We start from the raw sequence: 24,665 nt of genomic DNA, 5'->3' as shown, positions 1-24,665 counted from the left end.
CATGACGTTCGGGAGGCCGGGCTAAAGCCGTGAGACCTGTGCCGCCCAGGCGGCCACCTGGCTGCGCGAGTCGAACTCCAGCTTCCGCAGGATCCGGTTCACGTGCCCCTCGGCCGTCCGGCGGGAGATGACCAGCTTGTCCGCGATCTCCTGGTTGGTCCGGCCGTCCGCGATGAGCAGCGCCACCTCGTGTTCCCGGTCCGTCAGCGGCGTCGACCGCGCCGGGCCGGGGGCCGGGGACGGCGTCGCGTCCCCCAGCGCGTAGGCGATCGCCTCCTCCAGGCCGAACTCGCGCCCGCGGCGGAAGGCCACGTCGAACGGGCCCTCGCCGAGCCCCTTGCGCGCCTGCGTCTCGCACTCTCCGTGCGGGGCGCCGAAATACCGCGACCCGAACATCGGGAACCCGACCGCCTGCCAGATCGGCTGGGCGGACCCGAGCATCGTCGCCGCCGGCTCCCAGCGGCCGCGGGCCGCCTCGTTCCAGGCCAGCACCTCGATGGCCAGCACGATGCCCAGCAGGTCGTGGAACTTCCGCTTGACGCGCAGGCAGTGCCGCCCGTGCTCGGCCGCGCGGGCGAAGTCGCCGCGGCCCAGGGCGACCAGGGCCTGGACGAAGATCGCGTACGCCTGTGCCCACTGCTCGCCGTGGGCGACACCGGTCGCGCACGCCTCTTCGCACAACTCGCCCGCGCGATCGAGGTCGCCCAGGAAGATCGACGCGACCGCCAGCTCGATACCGGCCAGCATCACGTTGCTGTTGAGCTCGCCGAGCTGCCGGTACCGGGCCTGCGCCTCCTCGAAGAGCGTCTTCGCGTCGCCGACGTCGTCGCCGACCAGCAGGTTGCAGCCGAGCCGGTGCGTCGCGTACGCCAGCGCCACGTCGTCGCCGGTCTGGCGGGCGTACGCGCGGCACTCCTCCAGCATCGCGACCGCGCCGGCGTTGTCCCCTTGCAACGTCGCGACGTAGCCGTTGACCCACAACGCCTTCGCGCGTTCCCCGCCCGGTTCGGGGGAGAGCGCGAGCGCGCGGTCGAGCCAGTGGCGGCCTTCGCCGAACACCCCGCAGCCCGCCCAGTAGAACCAGAGCGTCGAGGCGAGCCGGAGGCCGGTCTCGAGTTCGCCCGGCACCGTCAGGCTGAAGTCCAGCGCGGCCCGCAGGTTCGCGTGCTCCATCCGGGTCCGGCGGAACGTCTCCGCCTGCTCCGGGCCGAACCACTTCCGTTCACTGCGCACCGCCACGTCGAGGTAGTGGTCCCGCATGGACCGCAGGACGGCGTCCGCTTCGCCGGACTCGGTCAGCTTCTCCCGGCCGAACTGCCGCAGCGGCTCCAGCAACCGGAACCGGCCGGCTTCGCGGATCAGCACCGACTTCTCCACCAGCCCGGCGAGCCCGGCCCGGACGTCCTCGCCCGCGCAGACGCGCTCGGCCGCCGGCAGGTCGAAGCCGCCCGCGAACACCGACGCCCGGGCCCACAGCCGCCGTTCGGCCGGGCTGCACAGCGTGAAGCTCCAGTCGACGGCGGCCAGGAGCGTCTGGTGGCGGGGCTCGCCGCCGCGCTTGACCGTCCCGGGCAGCCGGAAGCAGTCGCCCAGCCCGGATTCCAGCTCCGCCAGCGTCAGCACCCGCAGCCGCACCGCCGCCAGTTCGATCGCCAGCGGGATGCCGGCCAGCAGCCGGCACACCTGCGCCACGCGCTCCTGGTTCTCCGCGGTGACGGCGAACCCCGGGTCGACGGCGGCCGCGCGTTCGGCGAACAGCGTCAGCGCGGGATAGCGCAGCCAGGCCCCGCCGGGCAGCGGACGGCCGGGTTCCGGCAGCGGCAGCGGCGACACCGGCCAGAGGTGTTCGGCGGCCAGCGCGAGCCGCTCCCGGCTGGTCGCGAGCAGCCGGAGACCGGGAGAGGCCCGCAGCAGGTCGTGGGCCAGCGCGGCGCAGGCGTCGAGGACGTGCTCGCAGTTGTCCAGGATCACCAGCAGCCGCCGGTCCCGCAGGTGCTCGGCGAGCACCCGCGCCGGTGCCCGGCCGGTTTCGTCGTGGACGCCCAGCGCTTCGAGCACGGTGTGCGCGACGAGCGCCGGGTCCTGCAGCCCGGCGAGCTCGACCAGCCAGACGCCGTCGGGGAACGCGCGCGACAGCCCGGCGGCCGTCTGCACGGCCAGCCGCGTCTTGCCGACCCCGCCCACGCCGGTCAAGGTGACCAGCCGGGCCCGCGTCAGCAGGTGCTTGACCTCGGCCACCTCGGACCTGCGTCCCACGAAACTCGTCGTGTCCGCGGGCAGGTTCCCCCTCGCGCACGTCACGCCGGACTTCCCCACCCGTGCACCGTAAGGACGTCCGCGCGGGCCGGTCAATGCGGACCCCTCGGAGGTAGCAACCTCAGGCGTCGGGGAGGCGGTACAGCGTGGGCGTGTCGCCGCCGTGCATCGCGGAGAGGCTCGTGCGGCAGGCCTGGCGGACCTCGCGGTTGGCGGCCGAGTCGGCCTGGCCGCAGCGCGGGCAGTACAGGTGCACCGCACCGGGGGCCGTCTCGTCGACGGCGACGTCGACCGGGCACTCGCAGCGGCGGCACCACCGGTGCCCGGTGACGACGAGGACGTGCAGCGAGTGGCCCACGCACTGGTGCGCCCAGCACCGGTGGACGTAGCAGGTGCTGCGGGTGTGCGGGTTGAGGCCGTGCTCTTCCGCGGTGTCCTCGGCGGCCAGGATGGCGGCCAGCCGCCGGTCGTCGAGGTCGGCGTAGCGGTCGCGAGACCCCGAGGGGGCCGGTCGCGGCTCCGGGAGGCTCGTGGGGGAAACGACCCGGAGGAGGGGACGCGACCGGCCGTGCACCATGGGTTTTCCGACCTCCTGCGGTCATCGGGGGCCGGACCAGCTTGCGCCGGGGCGCGCGTCACCACACCCGTACAAGTACCTGACTCCATACCTGTCCGCCCTCACGTGCCGCGCCCGCGGCGCTACTGTCCGCCGTCGCGGTGGTCGCCCGTGGCCGACCCGGCGAGTAGGCTTTGCGGCCACGAAATGGTGCTGCCAGGAGTCGCCATGACCGATGCCGAGTTCACCTTCCGCCAGGCCCTCCCCGATCGCCCCGGCCTGTCCGACGTCGAGCAGCTGGAGACGCAGACGCGGGCGCTTCGCGCGGTCGATTACCGCAACGGCGGCGGTATGTGCCGTGACGCCGTGCTCGTGCGGATCCACCGCGGTCACGAGCTGCTCGGCGCGGCTCCCGCGGAGCCGGTGCGGTCGAGGCTGTTCTCGGCGGTGGCCGACCTGCACAACCTGGCCGCGTGGGCGAGCTTCGACAGCGGGCACGCCGGCGCCGCCCACCACCACCTCGACCTGGCGCTCACGCTGGCCGGGCACGGCGGCAACGACGAGCTCGCGGCCAACATCCGCTACCGGCGCGGGCGGATCCACCTGCACCACGGCGTGGCGGACGAGGCGCTGGCCCAGTTCCAGCACGGTCGCCTGGCCGCGCGGCGCTCCGGCTCCTCACTGGCCGCGAGCATCCTCAGCGCGAACCAGGCGTGGGCCTACGCCGAGAAGGGCGACGAACAGCTCGCGCTCGACCTGCTCGGCCGGGCCGCCGAGGAGTTCGAGGCGGCCGGGCCCGCCGAACCGCCGGACTGGGCGAGGGTTCTTCACCGAGACCGACGTCTCGGCGATGACCGGCACGGTGCGCACCGAGCTGGCCCTGCGCGGCCGGCCCCGCCACGCCCGGACGGCGATCGCGGCGCTGACCGACGCGGTCGGCCGCTACGGCCCGGACATGGCGCGCAGCCGGTCGTTCTGCCTCGCCATGCTGGCCGTGAACCACCTGCTCGACGGCGACCTCGAGCGCGGCGCGGAGATCGGCACCGAAGCGGTCGACGCGGCCGAGACGCTCAAGTCCGTCCGCACCAAGGACCGCCTGCGGCCCCTCAAGCTGGTGGCGGAGCAGCACCGGGACCACCCGGCGGTCCGCGCCCTGGCCGAGCACATCACCGCGTTCGCCGTGAGCTCCACGCACGTCTGAGCGCGGTCACCGCAGGGTCAGCGGGGTCTCCGACTCGACGCGGGTCAGCTTCTCCGGGTTGCGCACGTAGTAGAGGCCGGTGATGCGGCCGCCCTCGACGCGGACCGCCATGACGCCGTCGAGCTCGCCGTCCAGGTGCAGGACGAGCGCCGGGTTGCCGTTGACGATCGTGGGGGCGCTGGTCAGTTGCGCTTCGGTCCGGCCGATGCCGCCGAGCATGAACCGGACCACCTTGCCGGCGCTCGTGACCGGCCGCAGGGCCGCCTGCTTGACGCCGCCGCCGTCGCTGACCAGGACGACGTCGGGGGCGAGGACGTCGAGCAGGCCCTGCAGGTCCCGGGTTTCCATCGCTCGCCGGAACGACTCCAGCGCGGCCCGGGTTTCGCGGGCGGAGACCGTCTCGCGCGGCCGCCGGGCGTCGACGTGCTTGCGGGCGCGGTGCGCGATCTGGCGGACGGCTGCGGGGGTCTTGCCGACGGCGGTGGCGATCTCGTCGTAGCCGAAGTCGAAGACCTCCCGCAGCACGAAGACGGCGCGCTCGGTCGGCGACAACGTCTCGAGGACGAGCATCAGCGCCATCGACACGCTCTCGGCGAGTTCGACGTCCTCGGCGACGTCGGGCGCGGTGAGCAGCGGCTCGGGCAGCCAGGGCCCGACGTAGGCCTCGCGGCGACGCTTCACCGTGCGCAGCCGGTTGAGCGACAGCCGCGTCGTGATGCGGACCAGGTAGGCGCGCTGGTCGCGCACCTGCCCCAGGTCGATGTCGGCCCACCGCAGCCAGGTCTCCTGCAGGACGTCCTCCGCGTCGGCCGCCGAGCCGAGCATCTCGTAGGCGACGGTGAAGAGCAGGTTGCGGTGGGCGACGAAGGCTTCGGTGGCGTTCACCAGCGCCCCCAAGCGACGAAGGCCGCGATGGCGAGGTAGGTCAGGTTCAGCGCGACGAACTTCGCTTCGCCGTGGCGAAGGTGCGTGATCATGGCACCGATCATGAGCAGGACCCAGCAGGCGGCGGTCACCGGGACCAGCACGGGGGCGATCCCGAGGGCCGCGGGCAGGATGAGGCCCACGGCGGCCAGGAGTTCGAGGACGCCGAGCGTTTTGACGAAGCCATCGCTGCGTTCGCCGGTCCATGTCCCGCCGGGCGTCGCGGCGAGCTTCGCCTTGGGCACGAACGCCTTGCTGACACCCCCGGTCAGGGCGACGACGGCGAGCAGCCCGGCGGCGATCCAGAGTGCGATGTTCATGAGGTCTCCCTTGGTCGGCCTCAAGACACCGGGTACGCCGTGGCTGTGACAGAGCATGACGCGGGTCACCCGGCCGGCTGCCTCATGACCGGCTCCAGCAGCCGGCGTGGCGTGGCGAACGCGGCCGATACCGGGTCCGGCCCGCCCGGCTGGGGCTCGTAGCCGGGGCCCGGTTCGATGCGGATCTCCGGGACCGGGACCAGCGCCCCGCACTCTTCGCAGCGGCCGTCCGGGTCGAGGCGGCCACCGTCTTCGTCGTGGCGGGTCGTGCGCTTCTCACCGGCCGGGGAGTAGAACGCGTCGCCCCAGCCCATGAGCGCCCGCACGATCGGCCAGAGCGCGACGCCCTTCTCCGTCAGCCGGTACTCGACGACTCCGCCGTCCTCCTCGCGGATCATCACGCCCTCCTGCACGAGGGACTTCAAGCGGCTGGTCAAGACCGCGCGCGGGATCCCGAGCTGGGCGGCGAAGTCCCCGAACCGCCGGACCCCGAAGAACGCGTCGCGGACGATCATGAGCGTCCACCGCTCGCCGACGACCTCCAGGGAACGCGCCAGCGAGCAGTTGCGGTCCGCGTAGGTGCTGGGGAGAGCCATGGGCCCAGCGTACACCGGACAGTTCGTTCATTGAACTGCCTCGTGCTACGGTGAGCTAGTTCAATGAATGAACTACTTTCAGGCCCGAATGGAGTTCCCGTGTCCCACGACGACCGGCTCTTCCTCGTCACCGGCGCGACCGGCCAGACCGGCGGCGCCACGATCGACCTGCTGCTGGCCCGCGGCCACCGCGTCCGCGCCATGGTCCGGCAGGAGGACGACCGCTCCCAGGCGCTCGCCGCGGCCGGCGCCGAGGTGGTCCAGGCGGACTTCCTCGACCTCGACGGCGTCACCGCCGCGCTGCGCGGGGTCAGCGGCGCCTACTTCTGCTACCCGATCCGCGAAGGCCTGCTCGAAGCGACCGTCAACTTCGCCCAGGCGGCAACGGAAAGCGGTGTGCGCTCGCTCGTCGACATGTCGCAGATCTCGGCTCGCCGCGAAGCGCGCAGCAACGCGGCCCGGCAGCACTGGCTCGCCGAACGCGTGCTGGAGCGCACCGGCCTGCTCACCACCCACCTGAGGCCGACGTTCTTCGCCGAGTGGCTCACCACGTGGTGGGAGCTGCGCGACGGCGAAGGCCTCCTGCGCCTCCCGTTCGGCGACGGACGGCACGCGCCGATCGCGTCGGCCGACCAGGCGCACGTGATCGCCGCGGTCCTGACCGACCCCGAGCCCCACGACGGCGCCGCCTACACCCTCCACGGCCCGGTCGAGCTGGACCACCACGACATCGCCCGGATCATGGCCGCCACGCTCGGCGTCCCGGTGCGCTACGAGCCGATCGGCGTCGAAGAGTTCACGTCGGCCATGACCGCGCGCGGGCTGCCCGCGCACCTCGTCCAGCACCTCGGCAACGTCGCCGTCGACTACCGCAACGGCGTCTTCGCCGGCACCAACGACGTCGTCGAGCAGGTCGGCGGCCGGACTCCGCAGTCGGTCGAGCAGTTCGTGCTGGCGCAGAAAGACACCTTCGCCACCAACGGCCCCTACTTCGTTCCCTGAGGAGCACCACCATGTCGTCCGTACTCATCACCGGCACGTCCAAGGGCATCGGCCGCGCGATCGCCCTCGAACTCTCCCGCCGCGGCCACCGGGTGATCGCCACCGCGCGGAATCCGGACGCGCTCGCCGACCTCCCCGTCGATCAGCGGCTGCGCCTCGACGTCACCGACCAGGACAGCGTCGACCGCGCCATCCGGGACGCCGGCGAGATCGACGTGCTGATCAGCAACGCCGGCGAACCGTGCGCGCCCCACTGGAAACCGTTCCGCTCGACGAGGTCGAACGGCTCTTCCGGCTCAACGCGGTGGGCGCGCTGCGGGTCGCCCAGGCCGTGCTCCCCGCGATGCGCGTCCGCGGATCGGGTCACCTCGTCTTCGTTTCGAGCATCCAGGGCCGGCTGGTGCTGCCGATCATCGGCCCGTACGCCGCCGGCAAGTGGGCTCTGGAGGCGATCGCCGAAACGCTCGCCATCGAGACGGGCCACTTCGGCGTCGACGTGAGCATCGTGCAGCCCGGCGCGGTTTCTTCGGGCGGCGGCGAACGCGCCAAGGTCTTCTTCGAAGACGACGACCCGTACACCCCGCTCTACGAACAGCTTTCCGCCCTGCGCGGCGAGGTGGTGACGCCCGAAGAAGTGGCCGTCACGGTGGCGACGACGATCGAACAGACCTCGCCCCCGCTGCGCGTGCCGGTCGGGGCGCCCGCCGAGAAGGCCTTGCGGGCGCGGAAGGAAGCGCCGGAGAACGAGCCGTTCCTGTTCGCGAAGATCGATTGGTAGGTACGGACCGTTCCGGCCGCTGTACTTGAACGGGCAACTAAACGCGAGTACTACTGGCTACAGGAAGATCCATTCGCTCTTCAGGGGAGAATTCATGCAGTTGGGGTTCAGCCTTCCGGTTTTCGGCAAGGCGGCCGCCGCACCCGGCGGGATCGCCCGGTACGCGCGCGAAGCCGAACGAGCCGGGGCGGCCAGTCTCTGGGTCGGTGACCGGCTGCTGTCGCCGGTCGCCCCGGTCGTTCCCTACCCGGGCTACGACACCATGCCCGAGGAGTTCCACACCGTCCAGGACCCGTTCACCGCGCTGGCCGTCGCCGCCGCCGTGACCGAGACCGCGGTCCTCGGCTCCAGCACCATCAACGCCACCCAGTACCAGCCCGCGAACTTCGCGCGGCTGCTCACCAGCATCGACGTCGCCAGCAACGGGCGGCTGCTGCCCGGCCTGGGCATCGGCTGGTCGCCCGACGAGTACACGGCCGTCGGCATCCCGATGGGCGAGCGCGGCAAGCGGCTGGACGACCTGCTCGACCTGCTCGAGACCTGGTGGACCAAGGACACCGTGTCCCACGACGGCATCGGCTACGCCATCGCCGAGTCCCACGTCCACCTCAAGCCGGTGCGCAAGCCGCCGGTGCACCTGGCCGGGTTCGGCGAGAAGTCGCTGCGCCGCGTCGCCGAGCGCGCCGACGGCTGGCTGCCCGTCTGGTCGGTCCCCGAGCAGTTCCCCGCGGACGTGCTCACCTCGACCCTCGCCAAGATCCGGGCCGACGCCGAAGCCGCCGGGCGGGACCCGAAGGCCATCGGCGCGGCGCTGCGCGTGAACGCCGCGCCGGGCACCGCACCGGAGCTCATCGCCGAGTCGGTGGTGAAGATCGTCGCGGCCCTCGAACCGGACCACACCTTCGTCGACCTCGCCTACCTGACGAGCAGCGTGGACGAGCACCTCGACCTCACCGGCAAGCTGCTGGACCTGGTCGCCCGGGGCTGATCGACACCGCGTCGCACTGTCCGGGCGGAGGCGGCCCGGACAGTGCGATACTGCGGGGTGTGCGCACACAAGGGAAAGACGGCAGCGTGATCCGCCTGGTGATCGTCGACGACGAGCCGATGGTGCTCGCGCACCTGCGTACGGTGCTGACCTCCGCCGGGGACATCGAGATCGTCGGGCAGGCGCAGGACGGCGCCGAGGCGGTCGAGGCCGCGGGGCGCTTCCGGCCCGACGTCATGCTGATGGACCTGCGGATGCCCGGCGTGGACGGGCTGACCGCGATCGAGCGGATCGTCAAGCTCCCGGACCCGCCCGCCCTCGTCGCGCTCACGACCTTCGACACCGACAGCTACGTCCTCAAGGCGCTGCGGGCCGGGGCATCGGGCTTCCTGCTGAAGTCGACGCCCCCGGAGGACCTGATCGGGCTCGTCCGGGTCGCCGCCGACGGGCACACGGTGCTGTCCAAGGAAGCCGCGCGCCGGATGGTCACCGCGTCGGCCGGCGAGCACGAACGCTCGCAGGAAGCCCGGGAGCGCACGTCCGACCTCACCGACCGGGAGCTCGACATGCTGGTCTGCCTCGGCGAGGGCATGTCGAACGCCGCCATCGCGGCCAAGCTGCACCTGTCCGAGGCGACGGTGAAGAGCTACGTCTCGCGGATGCTGACCAAGCTCGGCTGCGCGAACCGCACCCAGGCGGGTTTGCTGGCCCACGAAGCGGGCCTCGCGGGCTGACTCACGCGCTGCTGCGCGCCCCGAAACCCCACGCGCCGAACACCTCGGCGAGTTCCGCCCGGCCCGAGATACCCAGCTTCCGGTAGCAGTTCGTCAGGTGCTTCTCGACCGCCCGCCGGGTCACGTTGATCTCGGCCGCGATCTCGCCGTTGGTCAGGCCGTCGAGGGCGAACGCGACCACCCGGCCCTCCGCCTCGCTGAGCGCGGCCGACGGCCCGGCGGCCGTCCGCGGGCCGGTCGTCTCCTCGGCCGTGCGGCCGGTGAGCCACGGCGCGCCGCAGCCCTCCGCGAGGCGGTAGGCCTCGCGGAACCGGTCCTCCGCCCCCGCTTTCCCGTCGCAGCGCAGCAGCGCGCCCTCCGCCAGCAGAGCGCGGATCAGCTCCAGCCGGTCCCCCGACGCCCGCGACGTCTCGATCGACTCCGCCACCATGCGGTCGGCCTCGGCGCCCGTCGACAGCGACGCCTTGATCCGCAGCGCGCGGCCGAGCGGCGCCGGCGCGCCCCAGCACCGCGCCCACCGGATCTCGTCGTCGATCAGCTCGCCGGCCGACACGCAGTCGCCGAGCCGCCGCTGGAGCCACGCGCTCCACGTCCGCCACGGGAACAGCGCCGGGTTCCGCCAGCCCGCCCGGTGCAGGGCCGCGCCGCAGTCGAGGAACCGGGCCAGCGCGCCACGGGGGTCCTCGACCGCCGTCGCGGCGCCGCGCAGCATCAGCAGCGCGGCCCGGATGTGCAGGCCGGCCCGCGCCAGCGCGTGCTCGTCGTAGTGCTCGACCAGCGTCGTGGCGAGCCGCTCGTCGCGGGTGACCACCGCGATCGCGACGAGCGCCATCACCAGGGACTCGGGTGCCTCGCCCAGGTTCCCGCCGATCAGCTCGTAGGCCTCCCAGGCCGCGGACCGGGCGCGGGTGAGCTGCCCGGTCTGGGCCAGCACCGCCCCACGCGCGGCGATCAGCGACGCGGGGCGCGCCGGCCGGCCGCGGACCGGCTCGCCCGCCGCGCTCTCCAGCCAGGACGACGTCGGGCCGAGCGCACCCGCGGTGAGCGCGGAGATGATCAGCAGCGGCGCGGTGCCGGCGAACTCCTCGGACGACGCGGGGGCGCAGCGCAGCAGCCGGTCGGTCAGCCCCGCCACGATCGCGGCGGGCATCCCGGCGCTCAGCGTGGCCGCGTGCAGCAGGACCGCCAGCAGCTCGCGTTCGGCGAGGGTGCCGATCGGCGGCTCCGGGCCCAGCTCGCGGAGACGGTCGACCGCGCCGGCGAGCAGCGCCGGGTCTTCGCAGCGGGTGAGCCGGATCCGCGCCTCCAGGCGCAGCCCGGCCTGGCCACCGGCGTCCTCCGGGGTGACGCGGCCGGTGAGGACGGCGGCCTCCGGCCGGAGGAACGCCGAGAGCGGCAGCAGGGTGACCGCTTCGGCCCGTTCGCGCGGGGTCGGCAGCAGCCCGATCGCCTGCGTGAGGTGCCGGATCGCGGCGGAGACGTCAAAGGCGGCTTCGCTGAGCGCCAGGTCCACCAGCCGCCAGCCGCGCTCCGGGCCGTCGGGCGGCAGGTCGAGCAGCGCGCGGCGCAGGTACCGCGCCGCCGTCTCGGGCTCGCCGCGCCGGGTCGCCGCGTCGGCGGCCGTGCGCAGCTCCTCCGGCATCCACGGCGACGGCGACGGTGCGGGTACCTCGAGCAGCTGGGCGGCGACCGTCTCGGCGGCGAACCCGGCCTCGTGGAACACGGTCGCCGCGCGCACCCGCAGCCGCAGGTCCTCCTGCGCGGTCATCGACGCCTCGATTGTGGTCCGCAGCACGGGCGCGGCGAACCGGAGCGGGCACGCCGGGGCGAGGATCCCCAGCCGGCCCAGGACCCGCACGGCCTCCGCGACGGCGACCGAGTCGGCGCCGGTGAGGTGTTCGACCAGCCACGGCTCGGCGTGCTCGCCGAGCACCGCGATCGCCCGCGCGCAGTCGCCCACCTGCGGGGGCAGCACGGCGAGCTGGGCGGCCAGCCGTTCCTTGAGCACCGACGGCCCGCCGCGGTGCGCATGGCCGCCTCGCACGACTTCGTTGAGGTACAAGGGGTTTCCGGCGCTCGCCGCGTGGCAGGCGGCGACGACGCACGGATCGCCGGCCCGGCCGTCGGACGCCGCGCGCAGCACCGCCCCGACCCCGTCCTCCGACAGGTTCGCCGGCCGGATCCGGGTCGTCGCCAGCTCCCACAGCTCGCGGATCGCGGGCCGGTCCGCCCCCGGGTCGCCTTCGCGGACCGTGACGACGAGCGCGCAGGGCAGGTCGTGGATCCGCCGCGCGCACTGCCGCAGCCAGGTCAGCGACTGCCGGTCGGCGACGTGCAGGTCGTCGACCAGGACGGCGAGCGGCCGGTCGGCGCTGATGGCGGCGAGCAGGCCGACCAGGCCGTGCGCGGTCAGCACGTCGTGGTGGTCGCCCGGCTCCCACCCCGGCCAGCCCGGGGCGCCGGGGAACAGCCACCGCGCCGCCCCCGCGGTCCCCCCGAACCAGCGGTCCGCCTCGAGCGCGTCCGCCTCGGCGACCAGCGGCTCGAGCACCTGGCAGGCGATCCCGAAGTCGAAGTCCTGTTCGGTCCGGCTCGCCGCCGCCGTGAGCACGCGCGGCCCGCCGGGGTCCGCCTCGGCCGACCGCAGGACTTCCTTGAGCAGCGCCGTTTTCCCCACGCCGAGCTGCCCGGTGACGACCGTGACCGAACCCTCCCCCGCCCCGGCCGCGGCGATCGCGCCGCGCAGCCGGCGCAGCTCGGTCTCGCGTTCCGGCAGCGCCACGGCTAGCCCTCCTTGCCGGTGGCGGCGAGCGCCGCGGCGAGCTGCCACCTGCCGTCGATGCCCAGCTTGCGGTAGACGTTGGTCAGGTGGAGCCCGGTCACCACGATCCCGGCGCCGGACATCCCCACCCGCGCTCCTCGCCGGTGGCGGCGACCTACCTGCCCGTGCGACACCAGGGTTACCACTCCCCGCCGGCCGCCGCGAGCTGCCGCCTGTCGATACCTAGCTTGCAGCAGACGTTGGTCAGGTGGAACCCGGTCGCCGCGATCCCAGCGCCGGACATCCCCACCCGCGCTCCTCGCCGGTGGCCGCGAACTGCCTGCCCGTGCGACACCACGCCTACCCCTCCCCGTCAGTGCCCGCGAGCGCCGCGGCGAGCTGCGCCTGCCATCAATGCCCAACTTGCGGCAGACGTTGGTCAAGCGGAACCCGGTCACCACGATCCCGGCACCGGACATCCCCGCCAGCGCTCCTCGGTGGCGGTGACCTGTCGGTCCGTGCGACACCACGCCTACCCTTCCCCGCCAGTACCCGCGAGCGCCGCGGCCAGCTGCCGCCTGCCGTCGATGCCCAACTTGCGGTAGACGTTGGTCAAGTGGAGCTCGACCGTCCGCCGGGTCACCGCGAGCTCCACCGCGATCCCGGCGTTGGACGTGCCCGCGGCGGCCAGCTTCGCGACCCGGCGCTGCGCCTCGGAAAGCCCGCCGCCTGCCACGGGACGGCCGGTCAGCTCGCGCAGCCGCCCGAGGACGGCCGGCCAGCGGTACCGCGCCGCCAGGGTGCCCGCCTCCGCGAGGTGATCGCCGGACGCGTCGCCGCCGGTCGCCGCCAGCTCCACCAGGGCCGTCGCGTGGCGCAGGTGGCTGCCGCTGCCGCGCAGCAGCCCGGCGGCCTGCCCGAGGTGCCCGGCGCTGCCGGGGTCCGCGGGGCCGAGGGTGAGCGCGGCGGCCAGGTGCGCGCCGCCGACGGCGGCCCGGGTGCCCCACGCGGTCGCGGCGGCGAGCTCTTCGCCGAGCAGCAGCCGGGCGGCTTCCCGCTCGCCGGCGGCCACCAGGCACTTCGCCACGGCCGACCGCCAGGGCAGGACTTCCGGGTTTTCCCAGCCCCGCGCGGAAAGCCGGCGGCCGCACTCGCGCAAGGGCGCGAGCGCCGGACGGGGCCGATCCTCCCCGAGCAGCACCGCACCCTGGGCGTACAACAGGAACGCGCTGCCGAGCCCGGGCCCCGGCTCGATCACGTCGCGCTCGAGCGCCCGCCGGGCGAGGTCGGCGCGGCCGGCTTGCAGGTGCACCCGCGCCTCGGTCGCGACCACCCGGGCGCGCAGCGTCGGGTGCCAGTGCCGGGGCGGCACCAGCTCGTGCGCGCCGGCCAGGTCGGCCGCCGCCTCGTCGAGGGTCCCCGCCGCGAGGTGCCGTTCGGCGCGCTCGGCCAGGGCGCGGGCGACCAGCGTCCGGGAGCACTGGCGGCGGGCCTGCGCGAGCACGTCTTCGCCGTGGGTCTCCGCTTCGGCGAGGTTCCCGGTGAGGACCAGCGCGCGGACCGCCGCGGCGCGCACGGTCAGGGAGCTCACCTCCGCCATCGGCTGCGCCAGCGCGGCGCGCGCGAGCCCCCGGACCCGGGCCGGCCGCAGACCGCGCCGGGCGAGCAGCACCGCGGCCACGGCCGCCTGCGCCGGGTCCGACGGCCGGTCGGGCAGCGGCGGCATGCCGTAGCCGCCGATGGTCGACCGGTCCTGCGGGTCGCCGTCGGCCAGCCAGTACAGGGCGCGCAGGGTGTCTCGTTCGGCCGCCGAGACGTCCGGCCGGCGGAACGCGGCGATCAGGGTGCGCGCGCTCAGCCCGCCGCGGGCGTTGAGCAGGTCCGCGGCCGCCAGCCGGTGCCCGCCGGGGCCCGCACCGTCCGATTCGGACAGTACCTGGGCCAGGTGGCGGTCACCCGCGTCCTGGTCGAGCAGCAGTTCCGCGGCGCCGAGGTCGAGGAGCACGGCCGCGCGCCGCGCCGGGTCGAGGGGTTCCTGCAGGGCGCGCTTGAGCGACGCCGTCGCCTGCCCGTCGCGGCCGCCGGCCTGCCCCAGCCGGGCCGCCGCGCGCAGCACCTCCACCACCCACGGCTCGCCGATCACGCGGGTCCGCCGCAGGATCGCCGCGACGGCGGCGTTCGCGACGCCGTGTTCGAAGCCCAGCTTCGCCGCGCGGGTGAAGAAGGCGTCGCGGTCACCCTCGCTCAGCCGGCCCAGCACCCGCTGGCCGGCGTCCGGTCCGGCCAGGCCGCCGTCCGCCGTCACCAGGCCGATCGCCCGCAGCCGCGCGAGGTCCCCGGCCAGCCGCTCCGGCGGGCACCCGGCGAGCTCGGCCAGCAGCGCCGGGCCGAAGCCGTCCTGGCAGACCGCGACGGCACGCAGCACGGCGGTGAGCTCGGCGGGCAGGCCGTCGACCAGGCGCAGCAGCCGTTCCCCGGCGATCCTGGTGAACAGCGACGCCCGCTCCCGCGCGAGTCCGGGTTCCATGCGCAGCCGGTTCAGGCCTTCGGTCAGCACCGCCGGGTTCCCGCCGCTGCCGCGCACGGCGTGCTCGACCAGCTGCTCGTCCACCCCCGCGCCCAGCCGCTCGCGCGCCAGGCCGGCCACCGCGGCGTCGCCGAGCGGGCGCAGCCGGATGCCGTGCGCGGCGGCCGCGGGACGCCAGGTGTCCAGCCCGCTGGTCTGGCTGACCACCAGCAGCACCGGAATCCCGCACGAGAGCCGGGAAAGCGCGTGCAGCCACGCCCGGGACGCGGCGTCCACCCAGTGCAGGTCGTCGACGGCGAGCACGAGCGGCCGGCCGTCGGTCGCGACGGCCAGGTCCCGGCACAGTCCGAAGAGGACACTTTCGGTCGGCACGGTCTCGCCGTCTTCGCCGAGCGCGGCCGCGGGAAGTGCGCCGCCGAACGCGGTGAAAACCTGGTGCAGCACGGTGAAGGGCTGGGTGCCGTCGGACGGGCAGCACGGCACGTGGGCGACGCGCAGCCGCTCGTGGCGGGCGGTCGCGGCGACGGCGGACAGCAGCGCGCTGCGGCCGGCGCCGGGCGCGCCGGTGACCGTGACGACCGCCGGACGTCCGTCACGCACGTCGTGGACCAGCCCGGTCAGCAGCGCAGACTCCTCGTCCCGCTCGGCCAGCCGGGGCCCGGGCACGCCGCGCTGGGGCGGCACACCGGCCGCTGCCGGCGGCGTCCGCTCGGTGCGCACCGGGAGGTTTTCGCTACCCGGCGAGCCCATGGGTCCTCTTCGGTGCCCCGGGGGCGGTGGATCCCGGGCTCGTCCGCAGCGCGACGGCCAGTTCGGCCCGGCTGTCCACGGCGAGCTTCCGGTAGACGTTGGTCAAGTGCAGCTCGACGGTCCGCGGCGAGACGAACAGAGTGCCCGCGACGTCGCGGTTGCTCGCCCCGCCGGCGACCAGCTCGGCCACTTCGCGTTCGCGCTGGGTCAGCACGTCGGCACCCGGTTTCCGCAGCCGGCCGCCCGACTCCTCGAGCAGCTCCCGGGCGAGCGCGCCGATCGAGCGCCACCCCGAGCAGGCGGCCAGCATCGCCGCCTGGCGCAGGTGCCGGCGCGCGGCCTTGTGGTCGCCGACGCCCGTCAAAGCCTTGCCCAGCAGGTACTCCGCCCGCGCGTACTCGATCCGGCAGGGCGACGTCGCCAGGACCCGGCCCGCTTCCGCCAGCAGCTCCACCGACCGCGTCCCCGACGCGGCCACACCGCGGCCGACCAATACCAGGCCGCGGGCGGTCGGGGTCTGCCAGTTCTCGGCGAGCACTTGCCCGCGTTCGGCGTAGGTGGCGGCTTCCCCGTGCCGGCCCTGCGCGGCGAGCAGCAGCGTGGCGGCGTACCACCACGGCGCGAACACCGGGTTGCCGATGCCGGCTTCGTCCTGCCGGCGGCCGGATTCGAGCAGCAGCTCCAGTGCACCGTCCACATCGGACCGCAGCACTCGGGCCCTGGCCAGGCCGAGCAGCCAGAGGTGGTGCTCCGCCGGCGCGGCGGCCAGTTCGTCCGGGCGTGCCGCGCGCAGCAGCGCTTCGGCGGTGGCCGGCTCGTCGTCGTCGCACAAGGCGGTCGCCAGCGCAGTGCGGACCGCGAGCCCCGGGCGCTGTCCCGCGCTCGCGAGCGCCGCGACGCGGACGTCGGCGAGCGCGCCGTCGCGGTCACCGCTCTCCCGCAGCGCGCGGTAGCGGGCGGCCAGCGCCCGGCCGAGGCCGGCCCGGTCGCCGCGCACGGCAGCCTCCGCCACCGCCCGGTCGAGGGCCCGCAAGGCGTTCGGCGCGTCGTCGACCAGCCGCAGGGTCCGCGCGGCGGCGAGCAGGTCGTCGCTCGACGCGGCCGCCACCGGCAGCCGGACCACGGCGCGGGCACAGGCCGCGGCGACCTCGCTGCCGCGCCCGGCCAGCGCGAGAGCGGCGGACCGGTCCGCGAGGTCCCGGGCACCGGGGTGGCGGGCCGCGGCCGCGCGGGGGGCGGTCGCGGCCCGTTCCCGCAGCAGGCCGCGCGCGGCCTCCCGGGTCGTGGCCGCGGCGGCGAGCGCCGCCACGCGCACCGCGGGCGAGTCCGTGCCGAGCCGCGCGGCCAGCCGGTCGACCATGCCGCCGAGCGGCGCCTGCCGCCGGCCCGCGGCGTCGGCGGCGGTGGCCGCGAGCGCGAACAGCACGGCCACCGCGCAGTGCTCACGCGGGTCGCGCGCCTGGCCGGCGGCCGTGCGCACCTCCGTCATCGCCGCTTCCGGGTCGAGCTCGAGCCGGGCGGCGGCCAGGGCCAGCCGGACGTCGAGCCGGCCCGGCTCGGCGGCGGCGGCGCGGGACAGGTGGGCGACCGCGGTCGCGGGGTCGCCCCGGTGGTCCGCGGCGGCCGCGGCTTCGAGCGCCAGGTCGATCATCCAGCGCTCGTCGAGCCGCGGCAGCGCGCCGAGGTGCGGGGCGACTTCGGCGGCGGGCCGGGCGTCGTCGTTGAGCACCCGGGCCGCGCGCAAATGCAGGTGAGCGAGTTCTTCGGCGGGCGTTTCCGCGAGCAGGCGGGCTCGGACCGACCGGTCGAGCACGCTTCCGGCGAACAGATTCGCGCGTCGAAATCCGTCGATGGCGATCCGCACCGGCCGTGCGGGCAGCCCGCACAAAGCGGCCACCCTCGTCACGTCCTGTTCGTCGAGGACGGCGACGGCGGTGGCCACCGTCCGTGCCTGCGCGGACAGTCCGGCCAGCGCGTCGACCAGGCTCGACGCGGCGACTTCCCAGCGGTGGCACCGGTCCTGCGCCCCGATCTGCCCCAGTGCCCAGGTGCCGGGACCGGGCTCGTCGGGGCGGCGGCAGAGGACGAGCAGAAACCGCTCTCCGCGGCCGCACCGCAGCAGGAAGTCGAAGAACCGCACCGACGATTCGTCGCACCACTGAGCGTCTTCGACGACGATCACGACATTCTTTTTCCGCAATGGCCCGGAAACCAACAGCGACCGCAGCGTGCGGAATTTCCGGTGGAGCGCGGAACCGTTTTCCGCGGGCAGTTCCAGAGTGCGCGCAATGGCCCCGCCCGGATCGGCGTGACCCGCGAACAGTTCGGTGAGCGTGTGGAACTCGGGAGCGTCGGCGACGCCGCCACCGGAAAGACGAATAATATTCGCGGACCGGCCCGTTTCCGACCTTTCGAAGCCCGTCAGCAGGGCGCGGACGCCGCCGTCGGGCGTCCCGTCCACCAGCGCTGCCTGCGCGGACTCCGTCCACGCGAGTACCGCGCACCGGGACAATGCGCCCGAGTTCCCGGCGAAGACCGGATTCGGAGTGGATTCCGACATGCCGCCATCGACCTTTCCTGCAAGCCCGGCAAAACCGAGCCCATTCCGCAGCCCCCAGAGCCGCCGAAGGATCTGACCGTCCGAACGCTATCGACACCGCCGCCGGGATGAAAACCACCGTCGGTGCCCGATCTGTGCCACTTCCTCCACTAACAGGTGACCGTACCAGGCGCGACGCATGCTGTCAGCGAAGACCACCACCCGGACGGGTGAGACACTTGTAGCATTACCGAGCGCCAAAAACTGGACATTTAACCAAGACTTGAGGTCCCCCTTGTTGCCCGTGGGCCGACGGGGTGAAGGGGAACCAACGAAAGTTGTCGGTCCGCCCCCCGGCGGGCAACTTTCGTCGCTAGTCCGGCTGTCGTCCTCCGGGAGGGGGACCCGGGAGCTACCGTGGAGCCCGTGTCGGACGTCACTCCAGGTACTCGAACCACGCTGCGTGAGCACCTCGGTACCCGCGCGGGGCCCAAGCACGAACTGGCGACGCTGCTCAGCCTGGCGGTGATCTTCGGCGCGGTCGACGTGGCGATCAGCGTCAACAGCCACCCCACCGTCGGCTGGGCCGGCCCCCGGGCGGACCTGATCCTCCAGCTGCTGGTCGACGTCTCGGTGCTCGGGCTGCGGCGCTTCCCGAAGACGGTCGCGGGCATCGCGCTGGCAGTCACCTTCGCGACGGTGCTGGCCGACTCGCTCGCTCCCGGCCTGCTCTCCCCGGAAGACCCGGCCAGCCCGCTGATCCTGCCCCGCATCACGCCGGTCATCGTGATCTTCCTGGTCCGGCTGGAGAACCCGCGCGTCGCGTTCGCCTTCATCGGCGCACTGGCGATCATCGGCAGCGAGCCGTGGGCGCCCAGCTGGACCATCACCCCGGTCGGCCTGCTCAGCACGATCGGCCCGGCGGCGGTCGTGCTGTACCTGGACGCGCGCAAGCAGCTGCTGCAGGAGCTGCGCGACCGTGCGGAGCGGGCGGAACGCGAGACGCACCTGCTGGCCGAGCAAGCCCGGTTCGAGGAGCGCCGCCGGCTCGCCGCCGAGATGCACGACGTCCTCACCCACGGGCTCAGCCTGATGGTCCTGCACGCCGGGGCGCTCGGGATCAGCTCGAAGGAACCCGACGTCCGCAAGGCCGCCGAGGAGATCCGCGCGCGGGGCGCGATGGCGCTCGACGAACTGCGCGACCTGGTCGGGGTGCTGAACACGACCTCGGCCGACCTCTCCGAGCGGATGGCGAACCCGAGCCCGCGGACCGGCTCGGCGGGCACGCCGGAGCAGCTGCCCGACCCCGCCACGCTGGTCGCCGAGTCGGTCTCGGCCGGGATCCCGGTGGAGCTGGACGTCGAAGGCGAGCGCTCGCAGATGTCCCCGACGATCGCGCGCACGGTCCACCGGATCGTGCAGGAGGCGCTGACCAACGCCCGCAAGCACGCGGCGGGCGCCGAGATCCGCGTCGAGCTGCGCTACCGCCCGGACGGCGTCGGCATCCGCGTGGTCAACACCCCGCCCCGGCGGCAACCGGACGAGGTGCTGGCCGGCAGCGGCTCCGGGCTCGGGTTGTCGAGCCTGCGCCACCGCGTCGAGCTGGTCGGCGGCACGCTGCAGGCGGAGCCGACGCTCGACGGCGGGTTCCGCATCGCCGCCGACCTGCCGGCGTACGTGCCGACGACGGAGACCCGGCAGAAGGCCACCCACCGCTGAACCGTCGCGCGACGACGTGAACGACTCTTTCACCTCGTCCGACGACGTGAACGACTCGTTCATGACGTTCACCGGGGCCAGGACTGGAGATTCTCCTACTACTCCCGCGCTTAAGGTCGGGCCGGTCACGACCCTTACCGACCAAGAACGTGAGGCCCACATGAAAGGCATCATCCTGGCCGGCGGCAGTGGCTCCCGACTGCATCCGGTCACGCTGGGCGTCTCCAAGCAGCTCGTCCCGGTCTACAACAAGCCGATGATCTACTACCCGCTCTCGGTCCTGATGCTGGCCGGCATCACCGAAATCCTGCTCATCTCGACCCCGCACGACCTGCCCGCGTTCAAGCGGCTGCTCGGCGACGGGGCCGAGCTCGGCCTGCGGCTCAGCTACGCCGAGCAGGCCCACCCGAACGGCCTCGCGGAGGCCTTCATCATCGGCGAGGAGCACGTCGGCGACGACACGTCCGCTCTCATCCTCGGCGACAACATCTTCCACGGGCAGGGTTTCTCCGACGTGCTGCGCGCCGCGACGCACGACCTCAAGGGCTGCGTCCTGTTCGGCTACGAGGTCTCCGACCCGCACCGCCACGGCATCGGCGAGGTCGACGCCGACGGCAACCTGATCTCCATCGAGGAGAAACCGGCCAACCCCAAGTCGAACCGGGCGCTCACCGGCCTGTACTTCTACGACAACGACGTCGTCGAGATCGCCAAGGGGCTGAAGCCGTCCGCCCGGGGCGAGCTGGAGATCTCCGACCTCAACAACGTCTACCTCGACCGGGGCCGCGCCAGCTGCGTCGACCTCGGCCGCGGTTTCGCCTGGCTGGACACCGGCACGCACAAGTCGCTGCTGGACGCCGGGCAGTACGTGCAGACGATGGAAGCCCGCCAGGGCGTGCAGATCGCCTGCCTCGAAGAGATCGCGCTGCGCATGGGCTTCATCGACGCCGACCGGTGCTACGCGCTGGGCGAGCGGATCGGCAGCTCCGGCTACGGCGAGTACGTCATGGACTTCGCGCGCCGCGCGCGGCCGCTCACCACGGTCTGAACCCCGGAGGATCCTTCCCATGCGCATGGTGGTCACCGGCGGCGCCGGTTTCATCGGCTCGGCCTACGTCCGCACCGTGCTTTCCGGCCGGTACCCCGGTTTCGAGCCGGACGAGCTGGTCGTGCTGGACAAGTTCACCTACGCGGGCAACCGCGCGAACCTGGCACCCGTCGCCGGGGACGAACGCCTGCGCGTCGTCGTCGGCGACATCTGCGACCCCGAGGTCGTCGAGCGGGAGCTGGCCGGCACCGACCTCGTCGTCCACTTCGCCGCCGAGTCCCATGTGGACCGCTCGATCGCCGGTTCGGCGGAGTTCGTCCGCACCAACGTGCTCGGCACGCAGACCCTGCTGCAGGCCGCGCTGGAGCGCGAGGTCGGCAAGTTCGTGCACGTCTCCACCGACGAGGTGTACGGCTCCATCGACGAGGGCTCCTGGCCCGAGGACCACCCGGTCGCCCCCAACTCGCCGTACTCGGCGTCCAAGGCGGCCTCCGACCTGCTGGTCCGCTCCTTCTTCATCACCCACGGGCTCGACGCCTCGATCACGCGCTGCTCCAACAACTACGGGCCGTACCAGTTTCCCGAGAAGGTCATCCCGCTGTTCGTCACCAACCTGGTCGACGGGCTGCAGGTCCCGCTCTACGGCGACGGCCTCAACGTCCGCGACTGGCTCCACGTCGACGACCACTGCCGCGGCATCCAGCTCGTCGCCGAGCGCGGGCGCGCGGGCGAGGTCTACAACATCGGCGGCGGCACCGAGCTGACCAACCGCGAGCTCACCGAGCGGCTGCTCTCGATCACCGGCCGGGACCACACCGCGATCCGGCCGGTGCAGGACCGCAAGGGGCACGACCGCCGCTACTCGGTGGACATCACGAAGATCTCCACCGAGCTCGGCTACTCCCCGCAGGTGGACATCGACACCGGCCTGCGCGACACGGTCGACTGGTACAAGAACAACCGCGATTGGTGGGAGCCGCTCAAGGGGTGAGCTACTGGGTACGCAACTGCGGCCACAGGGCGTCCCACGCGGTGTTCCGTCCACTGAAGACGGTCATCAGCTGCGGCACCACGTCCTGCCGGCGGGCGAACGCCCCGGCCACCAGCGGGCTCGCGTCGCCGACGAACAGGACGCTGTCGACGCTCTCGTCCGGGTGCCCGAAGTAGAAGTACCCGCGGTGCGCGCTGTAGACGGCCGGCAGTCCGCGTTCGGCACCGAAGAGCTGGAGGTCGGCGGCGAAGGCGTAGCTGTCGGTCATGATCGCGGTCCGCGCGCGCTGCTCGGGCGGCAGCGACCGGTAGGCCTGCACGACGGCGTCGGAGAGCTGGCCGAGCTGACCGTCGGACTGCACGAAGACCTTCGCCGTCAGTGGCACCAGCGGCACGTCGGGAATGCGCTCGGCCCAGGACTTCGGGTAGATCGGCAGCGCGACGAGCGCCTGCACGACCGACGCCGCGACCAGCAGCCAGCCGAGCGCCTTCGCGGCCGTGGGCCACTTGACGTCCTGCAGACCCACCGCGCCGGCCGCGAACAGGAGCGCGTAGAGGCTGTAGACGTAGTAGGACCGGCCGGAGGTCAGCAGGTAGGCCAGGACCAGCAGCAGGAACGCGACGCCGAGGAAGCGGTAGGGCCGCAGGTCGCGGCCGGCGAGCAGGCGCCCGAAGCCGAACAGCGCCAGCGGCACGCCGATCACCAGGCCGGGCCCGGACAGCAGTTCGAGCAGGAACGGGCCGGTGCCGGGGAACTCGGCCGCGACGACCTCGGACATCCGGGCGTACGGCCAGCCGTGGGCGGCCTGCCAGACCAGCGTCGGCACGGTGGTCAGCGTCGCGACCAGCGCACCCGCCCACAGCAGCGGGCGGCGCACGAGGTCGCGCGGCCCGAAGACCAGCGACGCGGCGGCGAGCGCCACCCACAGCGCCGGCACCAGGAACTTCGTCTGCAGCGACACGGCGGTGACGAGCCCGGCGACGAACAGCAGCCGGTCGTCGCGCACCCGGATCCACCGCACGACCAGCCAGACGATGAGCGACCAGAAGAACGGGTCGATCGAGTAGGTCGCGAGGTAGTGGCAGATCAGCGTGGCACCGGACATCGCGTACGCCGCCGCGGCGACGGTCTGCGCGACCCGGCGGCCGCCCAGCTCGCGGGCGATCAGCGCGCTCAGCACGATCCCGCCGACCGCGGCCAGCGTGGCGGGCAGCCGCAGAGCCGTCAGCGAGCCGGGGAACAGGTGGTCCAGCCCCGCGGCCAGGAAGGGCACCAGCGGCGGCTGGTCGAAGTAGCCCCACGCGGGGTGGTCGCGGCCGGCGACCACGAAGTAGGCCTCGTCGAAGGAGAACCCGTAGTTCCGGCTGGCGACGAGGAGCAGGGCTCCGGCGACTCCCGCGATCAGGAGAACCGGGGTCCGCGCGAACGCCGGGCGCGTGCGGCCCGGCCGGCTGTCGGTGGTTCCACTGGTAAGGGTCATGGCTCAAGTAGACCCGGATGGACCTTGCGTTTTCGACGGCCGGGAGTCATCGACCCGAGCAACGAAAGTCGCGCGAGCCGCGCGGATCCGCAACCTTCGTAGTCACTCAGAAGTGATGTTTAAGCACGGAACGTGAGGGTAGCGATTCCCCTAGACTTCGCTTACGAACCGGCTCTGAGCTGCGGTTTCTCGCGATAATCCAGCCATGACCCAGGGCCGGCACATCATGTTCTTCAGCTTTCCGGGCGTCGGGCACATCAACCCGATGCTGGGCCCGGTCGAAGCGCTCGCCGAGCGGGGCCACCGCGTCACGTTCGCCGTCGCCGACCAGTTCGCGGGCCTGCTGCGCGACAGCCCCGCCGAGGTGCTGCCGTACCACTCGGACTTCCCCGCGTCGGTCACCAAGGTCGACAGCGCCGACGACGCGGTGACGATGATCATCGACCTCATGCGCGAGGGCTTCGCGGCGCTCGAGCCGGCGCTGGAGCGGCTTTCCGGCGACCGGCCCGACCTCATCGTCCACGACACCATCAGCGGGAACGCCGCCCGCGTGCTCGCCCGCGCCTGGGACGTCCCGCTCGTCGAGAGCTGTCCCGTCTTCATCGAGAACGACGACGACGAGATCCCCGGCTCGCCCCAACCGCCCGAGGACCACCCGGCGGCCACCGGCTTCGACCACGAGGACCCGCGCCTGGCGCGGTTCGGCGAAGAGTTCGGCGCGGGCGTCTCGGCACTGCTCACGCGGCACGGGCTGGACCCGCGCCTGGCGATGGAGAGCCTCACGCCGGCCGGCGACGAGCCGCGTCTGGTCTACATCCCCAAGGCGTTCCACTACGGGAGCGAGACGTTCGGCTCCCGGTACCTGTTCGTCGGCCCGACCGCGGACTGCCGTCCCCTCGAAGGCCACTGGACCCCGCCGGGCGACGGCCGGCCGGTGGTGCTGATCTCGCTGGGCACGTCGATGAGCAAGGACCTCGGGTTCTTCACCGGCTGCATCGAGGCCTTCCGCGGCAAGCCGTGGCACGTGGTGCTGACGCTGGGCCGCGGCGCCGACCTGGCCGCGCTCGGCGAGCTGCCGCCGAACGTCGAGGCGCACAACTGGATGCCGCACCCGTCGGTGCTGACGCACGCGTCGGCGCTGGTGTGCCAGGCGGGGATGGGCAGCGTCCTGGAGGCGCTGCGCTACGAGGTCCCGATCGTCGCGGTCTCCCACAGTGGCGAAACCCTGGCCAACGCCCACCGCGTCGCGGAGCTGGGCCTGGGCCGGCACATCCCGGTCACCGAGGCGAGCGGGCAGGCCATCTTCGACACGGTGGAGGCGATGGCGGCGGACGACTCGCTGACCGCCCGGCTCGCGCTGATGGCCAAGGAGATCGAGCAGGCGGGCGGCGCGGCCGCAGCCGCCGACGCCCTCGAAGCCCTGCTCCCCTAAGTAGTCTGCCGCGGCTGGTCGTGAGTGAGAAACAGGGTTAGAACACTGTTTCTCACTCACGAC

At 73.4% G+C, this 24,665-nt stretch carries 20 protein-coding genes and 1 pseudogene; 10 read left to right on the top strand and 11 right to left on the bottom strand.

What is annotated here, in order from left to right:
- Positions 1-21: 21 nt before the first annotated feature.
- The 3 genes from AB0M59_RS41270 to AB0M59_RS41260 all read right to left on the bottom strand — a co-directional run bounded on the left by AB0M59_RS41270 (position 22) and on the right by AB0M59_RS41260 (position 3,673).
- Positions 22-2,256 (bottom strand): LuxR C-terminal-related transcriptional regulator, encoded by a 2,235-nt coding sequence (locus AB0M59_RS41270; RefSeq protein ID WP_364626781.1) that lies wholly within the window; start codon positions 2,254-2,256, stop codon positions 22-24.
- A gap of 121 nt (positions 2,257-2,377) precedes the next feature.
- Positions 2,378-2,833: a hypothetical protein gene (locus tag AB0M59_RS41265; RefSeq protein WP_364626779.1), complete on the bottom strand. Its 456-nt coding sequence runs from the start codon at positions 2,831-2,833 to the stop codon at positions 2,378-2,380.
- 657 nt (positions 2,834-3,490) lie between these two features.
- Positions 3,491-3,673: a hypothetical protein gene (locus AB0M59_RS41260; RefSeq protein WP_364626777.1), complete on the bottom strand. Its 183-nt coding sequence runs from the start codon at positions 3,671-3,673 to the stop codon at positions 3,491-3,493.
- Between AB0M59_RS41260 and AB0M59_RS41255 the strand changes: the two genes are divergently transcribed.
- Positions 3,663-4,013, top strand: coding sequence for a hypothetical protein (locus tag AB0M59_RS41255; RefSeq protein ID WP_364626775.1), 351 nt, complete (start codon positions 3,663-3,665; stop codon positions 4,011-4,013). The two genes, AB0M59_RS41260 and AB0M59_RS41255, sit on opposite strands and share 11 nt — an antisense overlap.
- Before the next feature lie 6 nt (positions 4,014-4,019).
- Here the strand turns inward: AB0M59_RS41255 and AB0M59_RS41250 are convergent, their stop codons facing one another.
- The 3 genes from AB0M59_RS41250 to AB0M59_RS41240 all read right to left on the bottom strand — a co-directional run bounded on the left by AB0M59_RS41250 (position 4,020) and on the right by AB0M59_RS41240 (position 5,853).
- The gene (locus tag AB0M59_RS41250; protein ID WP_364626773.1) at positions 4,020-4,898 is read right to left on the bottom strand and encodes an RNA polymerase sigma-70 factor; all 879 of its coding nucleotides are present in this window, start codon (positions 4,896-4,898) and stop codon (positions 4,020-4,022) included.
- Positions 4,895-5,257: a DoxX family protein gene (locus tag AB0M59_RS41245; RefSeq protein WP_364626771.1), complete on the bottom strand. Its 363-nt coding sequence runs from the start codon at positions 5,255-5,257 to the stop codon at positions 4,895-4,897. Before AB0M59_RS41245 ends, AB0M59_RS41250 begins: the two co-directional genes overlap by 4 nt.
- 65 nt (positions 5,258-5,322) lie before the next feature.
- A complete protein-coding gene (locus tag AB0M59_RS41240) occupies positions 5,323-5,853 on the bottom strand; it encodes a helix-turn-helix domain-containing protein (protein WP_364626769.1) in 531 nt (176 codons plus the stop codon).
- 99 nt (positions 5,854-5,952) lie between these two features.
- Here AB0M59_RS41240 and AB0M59_RS41235 point away from each other — a divergent pair, with 99 nt between their 5' ends.
- The 5 genes and pseudogenes from AB0M59_RS41235 to AB0M59_RS41215 all read left to right on the top strand — a co-directional run bounded on the left by AB0M59_RS41235 (position 5,953) and on the right by AB0M59_RS41215 (position 9,355).
- On the top strand, positions 5,953-6,855 hold the full coding sequence (locus AB0M59_RS41235) for an NAD(P)H-binding protein (RefSeq protein WP_364626767.1): 903 nt from the start codon (positions 5,953-5,955) through the stop codon (positions 6,853-6,855).
- 11 nt (positions 6,856-6,866) lie between these two features.
- Positions 6,867-7,040, top strand: a pseudogene (locus AB0M59_RS41230) (SDR family NAD(P)-dependent oxidoreductase); the annotation flags it as partial.
- A gap of 56 nt (positions 7,041-7,096) precedes the next feature.
- The gene (locus tag AB0M59_RS41225; protein WP_364626765.1) at positions 7,097-7,633 is read left to right on the top strand and encodes an SDR family NAD(P)-dependent oxidoreductase; all 537 of its coding nucleotides are present in this window, start codon (positions 7,097-7,099) and stop codon (positions 7,631-7,633) included.
- Between the two features lie 94 nt (positions 7,634-7,727).
- Positions 7,728-8,621 carry a TIGR03619 family F420-dependent LLM class oxidoreductase gene (locus AB0M59_RS41220; RefSeq protein ID WP_364626763.1) on the top strand — a complete coding sequence of 298 codons (894 nt, stop codon included), beginning with the start codon at positions 7,728-7,730 and terminating at the stop codon, positions 8,619-8,621.
- A gap of 86 nt (positions 8,622-8,707) precedes the next feature.
- Positions 8,708-9,355 (top strand): response regulator transcription factor, encoded by a 648-nt coding sequence (locus AB0M59_RS41215; RefSeq protein WP_364626905.1) that lies wholly within the window; start codon positions 8,708-8,710, stop codon positions 9,353-9,355.
- Between the two features lies 1 nt (position 9,356).
- Here the strand turns inward: AB0M59_RS41215 and AB0M59_RS41210 are convergent, their stop codons facing one another.
- The 4 genes from AB0M59_RS41210 to AB0M59_RS41195 form a co-directional block, all read right to left on the bottom strand.
- Positions 9,357-12,137: an AAA family ATPase gene (locus AB0M59_RS41210; protein WP_364626761.1), complete on the bottom strand. Its 2,781-nt coding sequence runs from the start codon at positions 12,135-12,137 to the stop codon at positions 9,357-9,359.
- Between the two features lie 2 nt (positions 12,138-12,139).
- Positions 12,140-12,265, bottom strand: coding sequence for a hypothetical protein (locus tag AB0M59_RS41205; protein WP_364626759.1), 126 nt, complete (start codon positions 12,263-12,265; stop codon positions 12,140-12,142).
- A gap of 383 nt (positions 12,266-12,648) precedes the next feature.
- On the bottom strand, positions 12,649-15,393 hold the full coding sequence (locus tag AB0M59_RS41200; RefSeq protein WP_364626757.1) for an AAA family ATPase: 2,745 nt from the start codon (positions 15,391-15,393) through the stop codon (positions 12,649-12,651).
- A complete protein-coding gene (locus tag AB0M59_RS41195; RefSeq protein ID WP_364626755.1) occupies positions 15,377-17,953 on the bottom strand; it encodes a LuxR C-terminal-related transcriptional regulator in 2,577 nt (858 codons plus the stop codon). The genes AB0M59_RS41200 and AB0M59_RS41195 overlap by 17 nt, the downstream gene beginning before the upstream one ends.
- Positions 17,954-18,358: 405 nt before the next feature.
- Between AB0M59_RS41195 and AB0M59_RS41190 the strand changes: the two genes are divergently transcribed.
- From AB0M59_RS41190 to rfbB, 3 genes are all read left to right on the top strand, one after another.
- Positions 18,359-19,651 (top strand): histidine kinase, encoded by a 1,293-nt coding sequence (locus AB0M59_RS41190; protein ID WP_364626753.1) that lies wholly within the window; start codon positions 18,359-18,361, stop codon positions 19,649-19,651.
- A gap of 160 nt (positions 19,652-19,811) precedes the next feature.
- Positions 19,812-20,699 (top strand): glucose-1-phosphate thymidylyltransferase RfbA, encoded by an 888-nt coding sequence (rfbA, locus tag AB0M59_RS41185; protein WP_364626751.1) that lies wholly within the window; start codon positions 19,812-19,814, stop codon positions 20,697-20,699.
- A 19-nt stretch (positions 20,700-20,718) separates the two neighbouring features.
- Positions 20,719-21,690, top strand: coding sequence for a dTDP-glucose 4,6-dehydratase (gene rfbB / locus AB0M59_RS41180; RefSeq protein ID WP_364626749.1), 972 nt, complete (start codon positions 20,719-20,721; stop codon positions 21,688-21,690).
- 1 nt (position 21,691) lies between these two features.
- Here the strand turns inward: rfbB and AB0M59_RS41175 are convergent, their stop codons facing one another.
- Positions 21,692-23,170, bottom strand: a complete 1,479-nt coding sequence (locus AB0M59_RS41175) for a glycosyltransferase family 39 protein (protein WP_364626747.1) — start codon at positions 23,168-23,170, stop codon at positions 21,692-21,694.
- A gap of 205 nt (positions 23,171-23,375) precedes the next feature.
- On the opposite strand from AB0M59_RS41175, the gene AB0M59_RS41170 reads away from it, so the two are divergent.
- Positions 23,376-24,602 carry a macrolide family glycosyltransferase gene (locus AB0M59_RS41170; protein WP_364626745.1) on the top strand — a complete coding sequence of 409 codons (1,227 nt, stop codon included), beginning with the start codon at positions 23,376-23,378 and terminating at the stop codon, positions 24,600-24,602.
- Positions 24,603-24,665 lie beyond the last annotated feature (63 nt).

It is taken from the genome of Amycolatopsis sp. NPDC051371 (assembly GCF_040682155.1).
GTDB lineage: Bacteria > Actinomycetota > Actinomycetes > Mycobacteriales > Pseudonocardiaceae > Amycolatopsis.
Note: the sequence above shows the minus strand (reverse complement) of the source record. Positions and strands in the feature narration are given on the sequence as shown.

What these genes read in the sequence shown, in the direction of transcription:
- AB0M59_RS41265 (WP_364626779.1), bottom strand. Translation starts at nt 2,833, where the DNA reads ATGGTGCACGGCCGGTCGCGTCCCCTCCTCCGGGTCGTTTCCCCCACG.
- AB0M59_RS41255 (WP_364626775.1), top strand. Translation starts at nt 3,663, where the DNA reads ATGACCGGCACGGTGCGCACCGAGCTGGCCCTGCGCGGCCGGCCCCGC.
- AB0M59_RS41245 (WP_364626771.1), bottom strand. Translation starts at nt 5,257, where the DNA reads ATGAACATCGCACTCTGGATCGCCGCCGGGCTGCTCGCCGTCGTCGCC.
- AB0M59_RS41240 (WP_364626769.1), bottom strand. Translation starts at nt 5,853, where the DNA reads ATGGCTCTCCCCAGCACCTACGCGGACCGCAACTGCTCGCTGGCGCGT.
- AB0M59_RS41220 (WP_364626763.1), top strand. Translation starts at nt 7,728, where the DNA reads ATGCAGTTGGGGTTCAGCCTTCCGGTTTTCGGCAAGGCGGCCGCCGCA.
- AB0M59_RS41200 (WP_364626757.1), bottom strand. Translation starts at nt 15,393, where the DNA reads ATGGGCTCGCCGGGTAGCGAAAACCTCCCGGTGCGCACCGAGCGGACG.
- AB0M59_RS41195 (WP_364626755.1), bottom strand. Translation starts at nt 17,953, where the DNA reads ATGTCGGAATCCACTCCGAATCCGGTCTTCGCCGGGAACTCGGGCGCA.
- rfbA (WP_364626751.1), top strand. Translation starts at nt 19,812, where the DNA reads ATGAAAGGCATCATCCTGGCCGGCGGCAGTGGCTCCCGACTGCATCCG.
- rfbB (WP_364626749.1), top strand. Translation starts at nt 20,719, where the DNA reads ATGCGCATGGTGGTCACCGGCGGCGCCGGTTTCATCGGCTCGGCCTAC.
- AB0M59_RS41175 (WP_364626747.1), bottom strand. Translation starts at nt 23,170, where the DNA reads ATGACCCTTACCAGTGGAACCACCGACAGCCGGCCGGGCCGCACGCGC.
- AB0M59_RS41170 (WP_364626745.1), top strand. Translation starts at nt 23,376, where the DNA reads ATGACCCAGGGCCGGCACATCATGTTCTTCAGCTTTCCGGGCGTCGGG.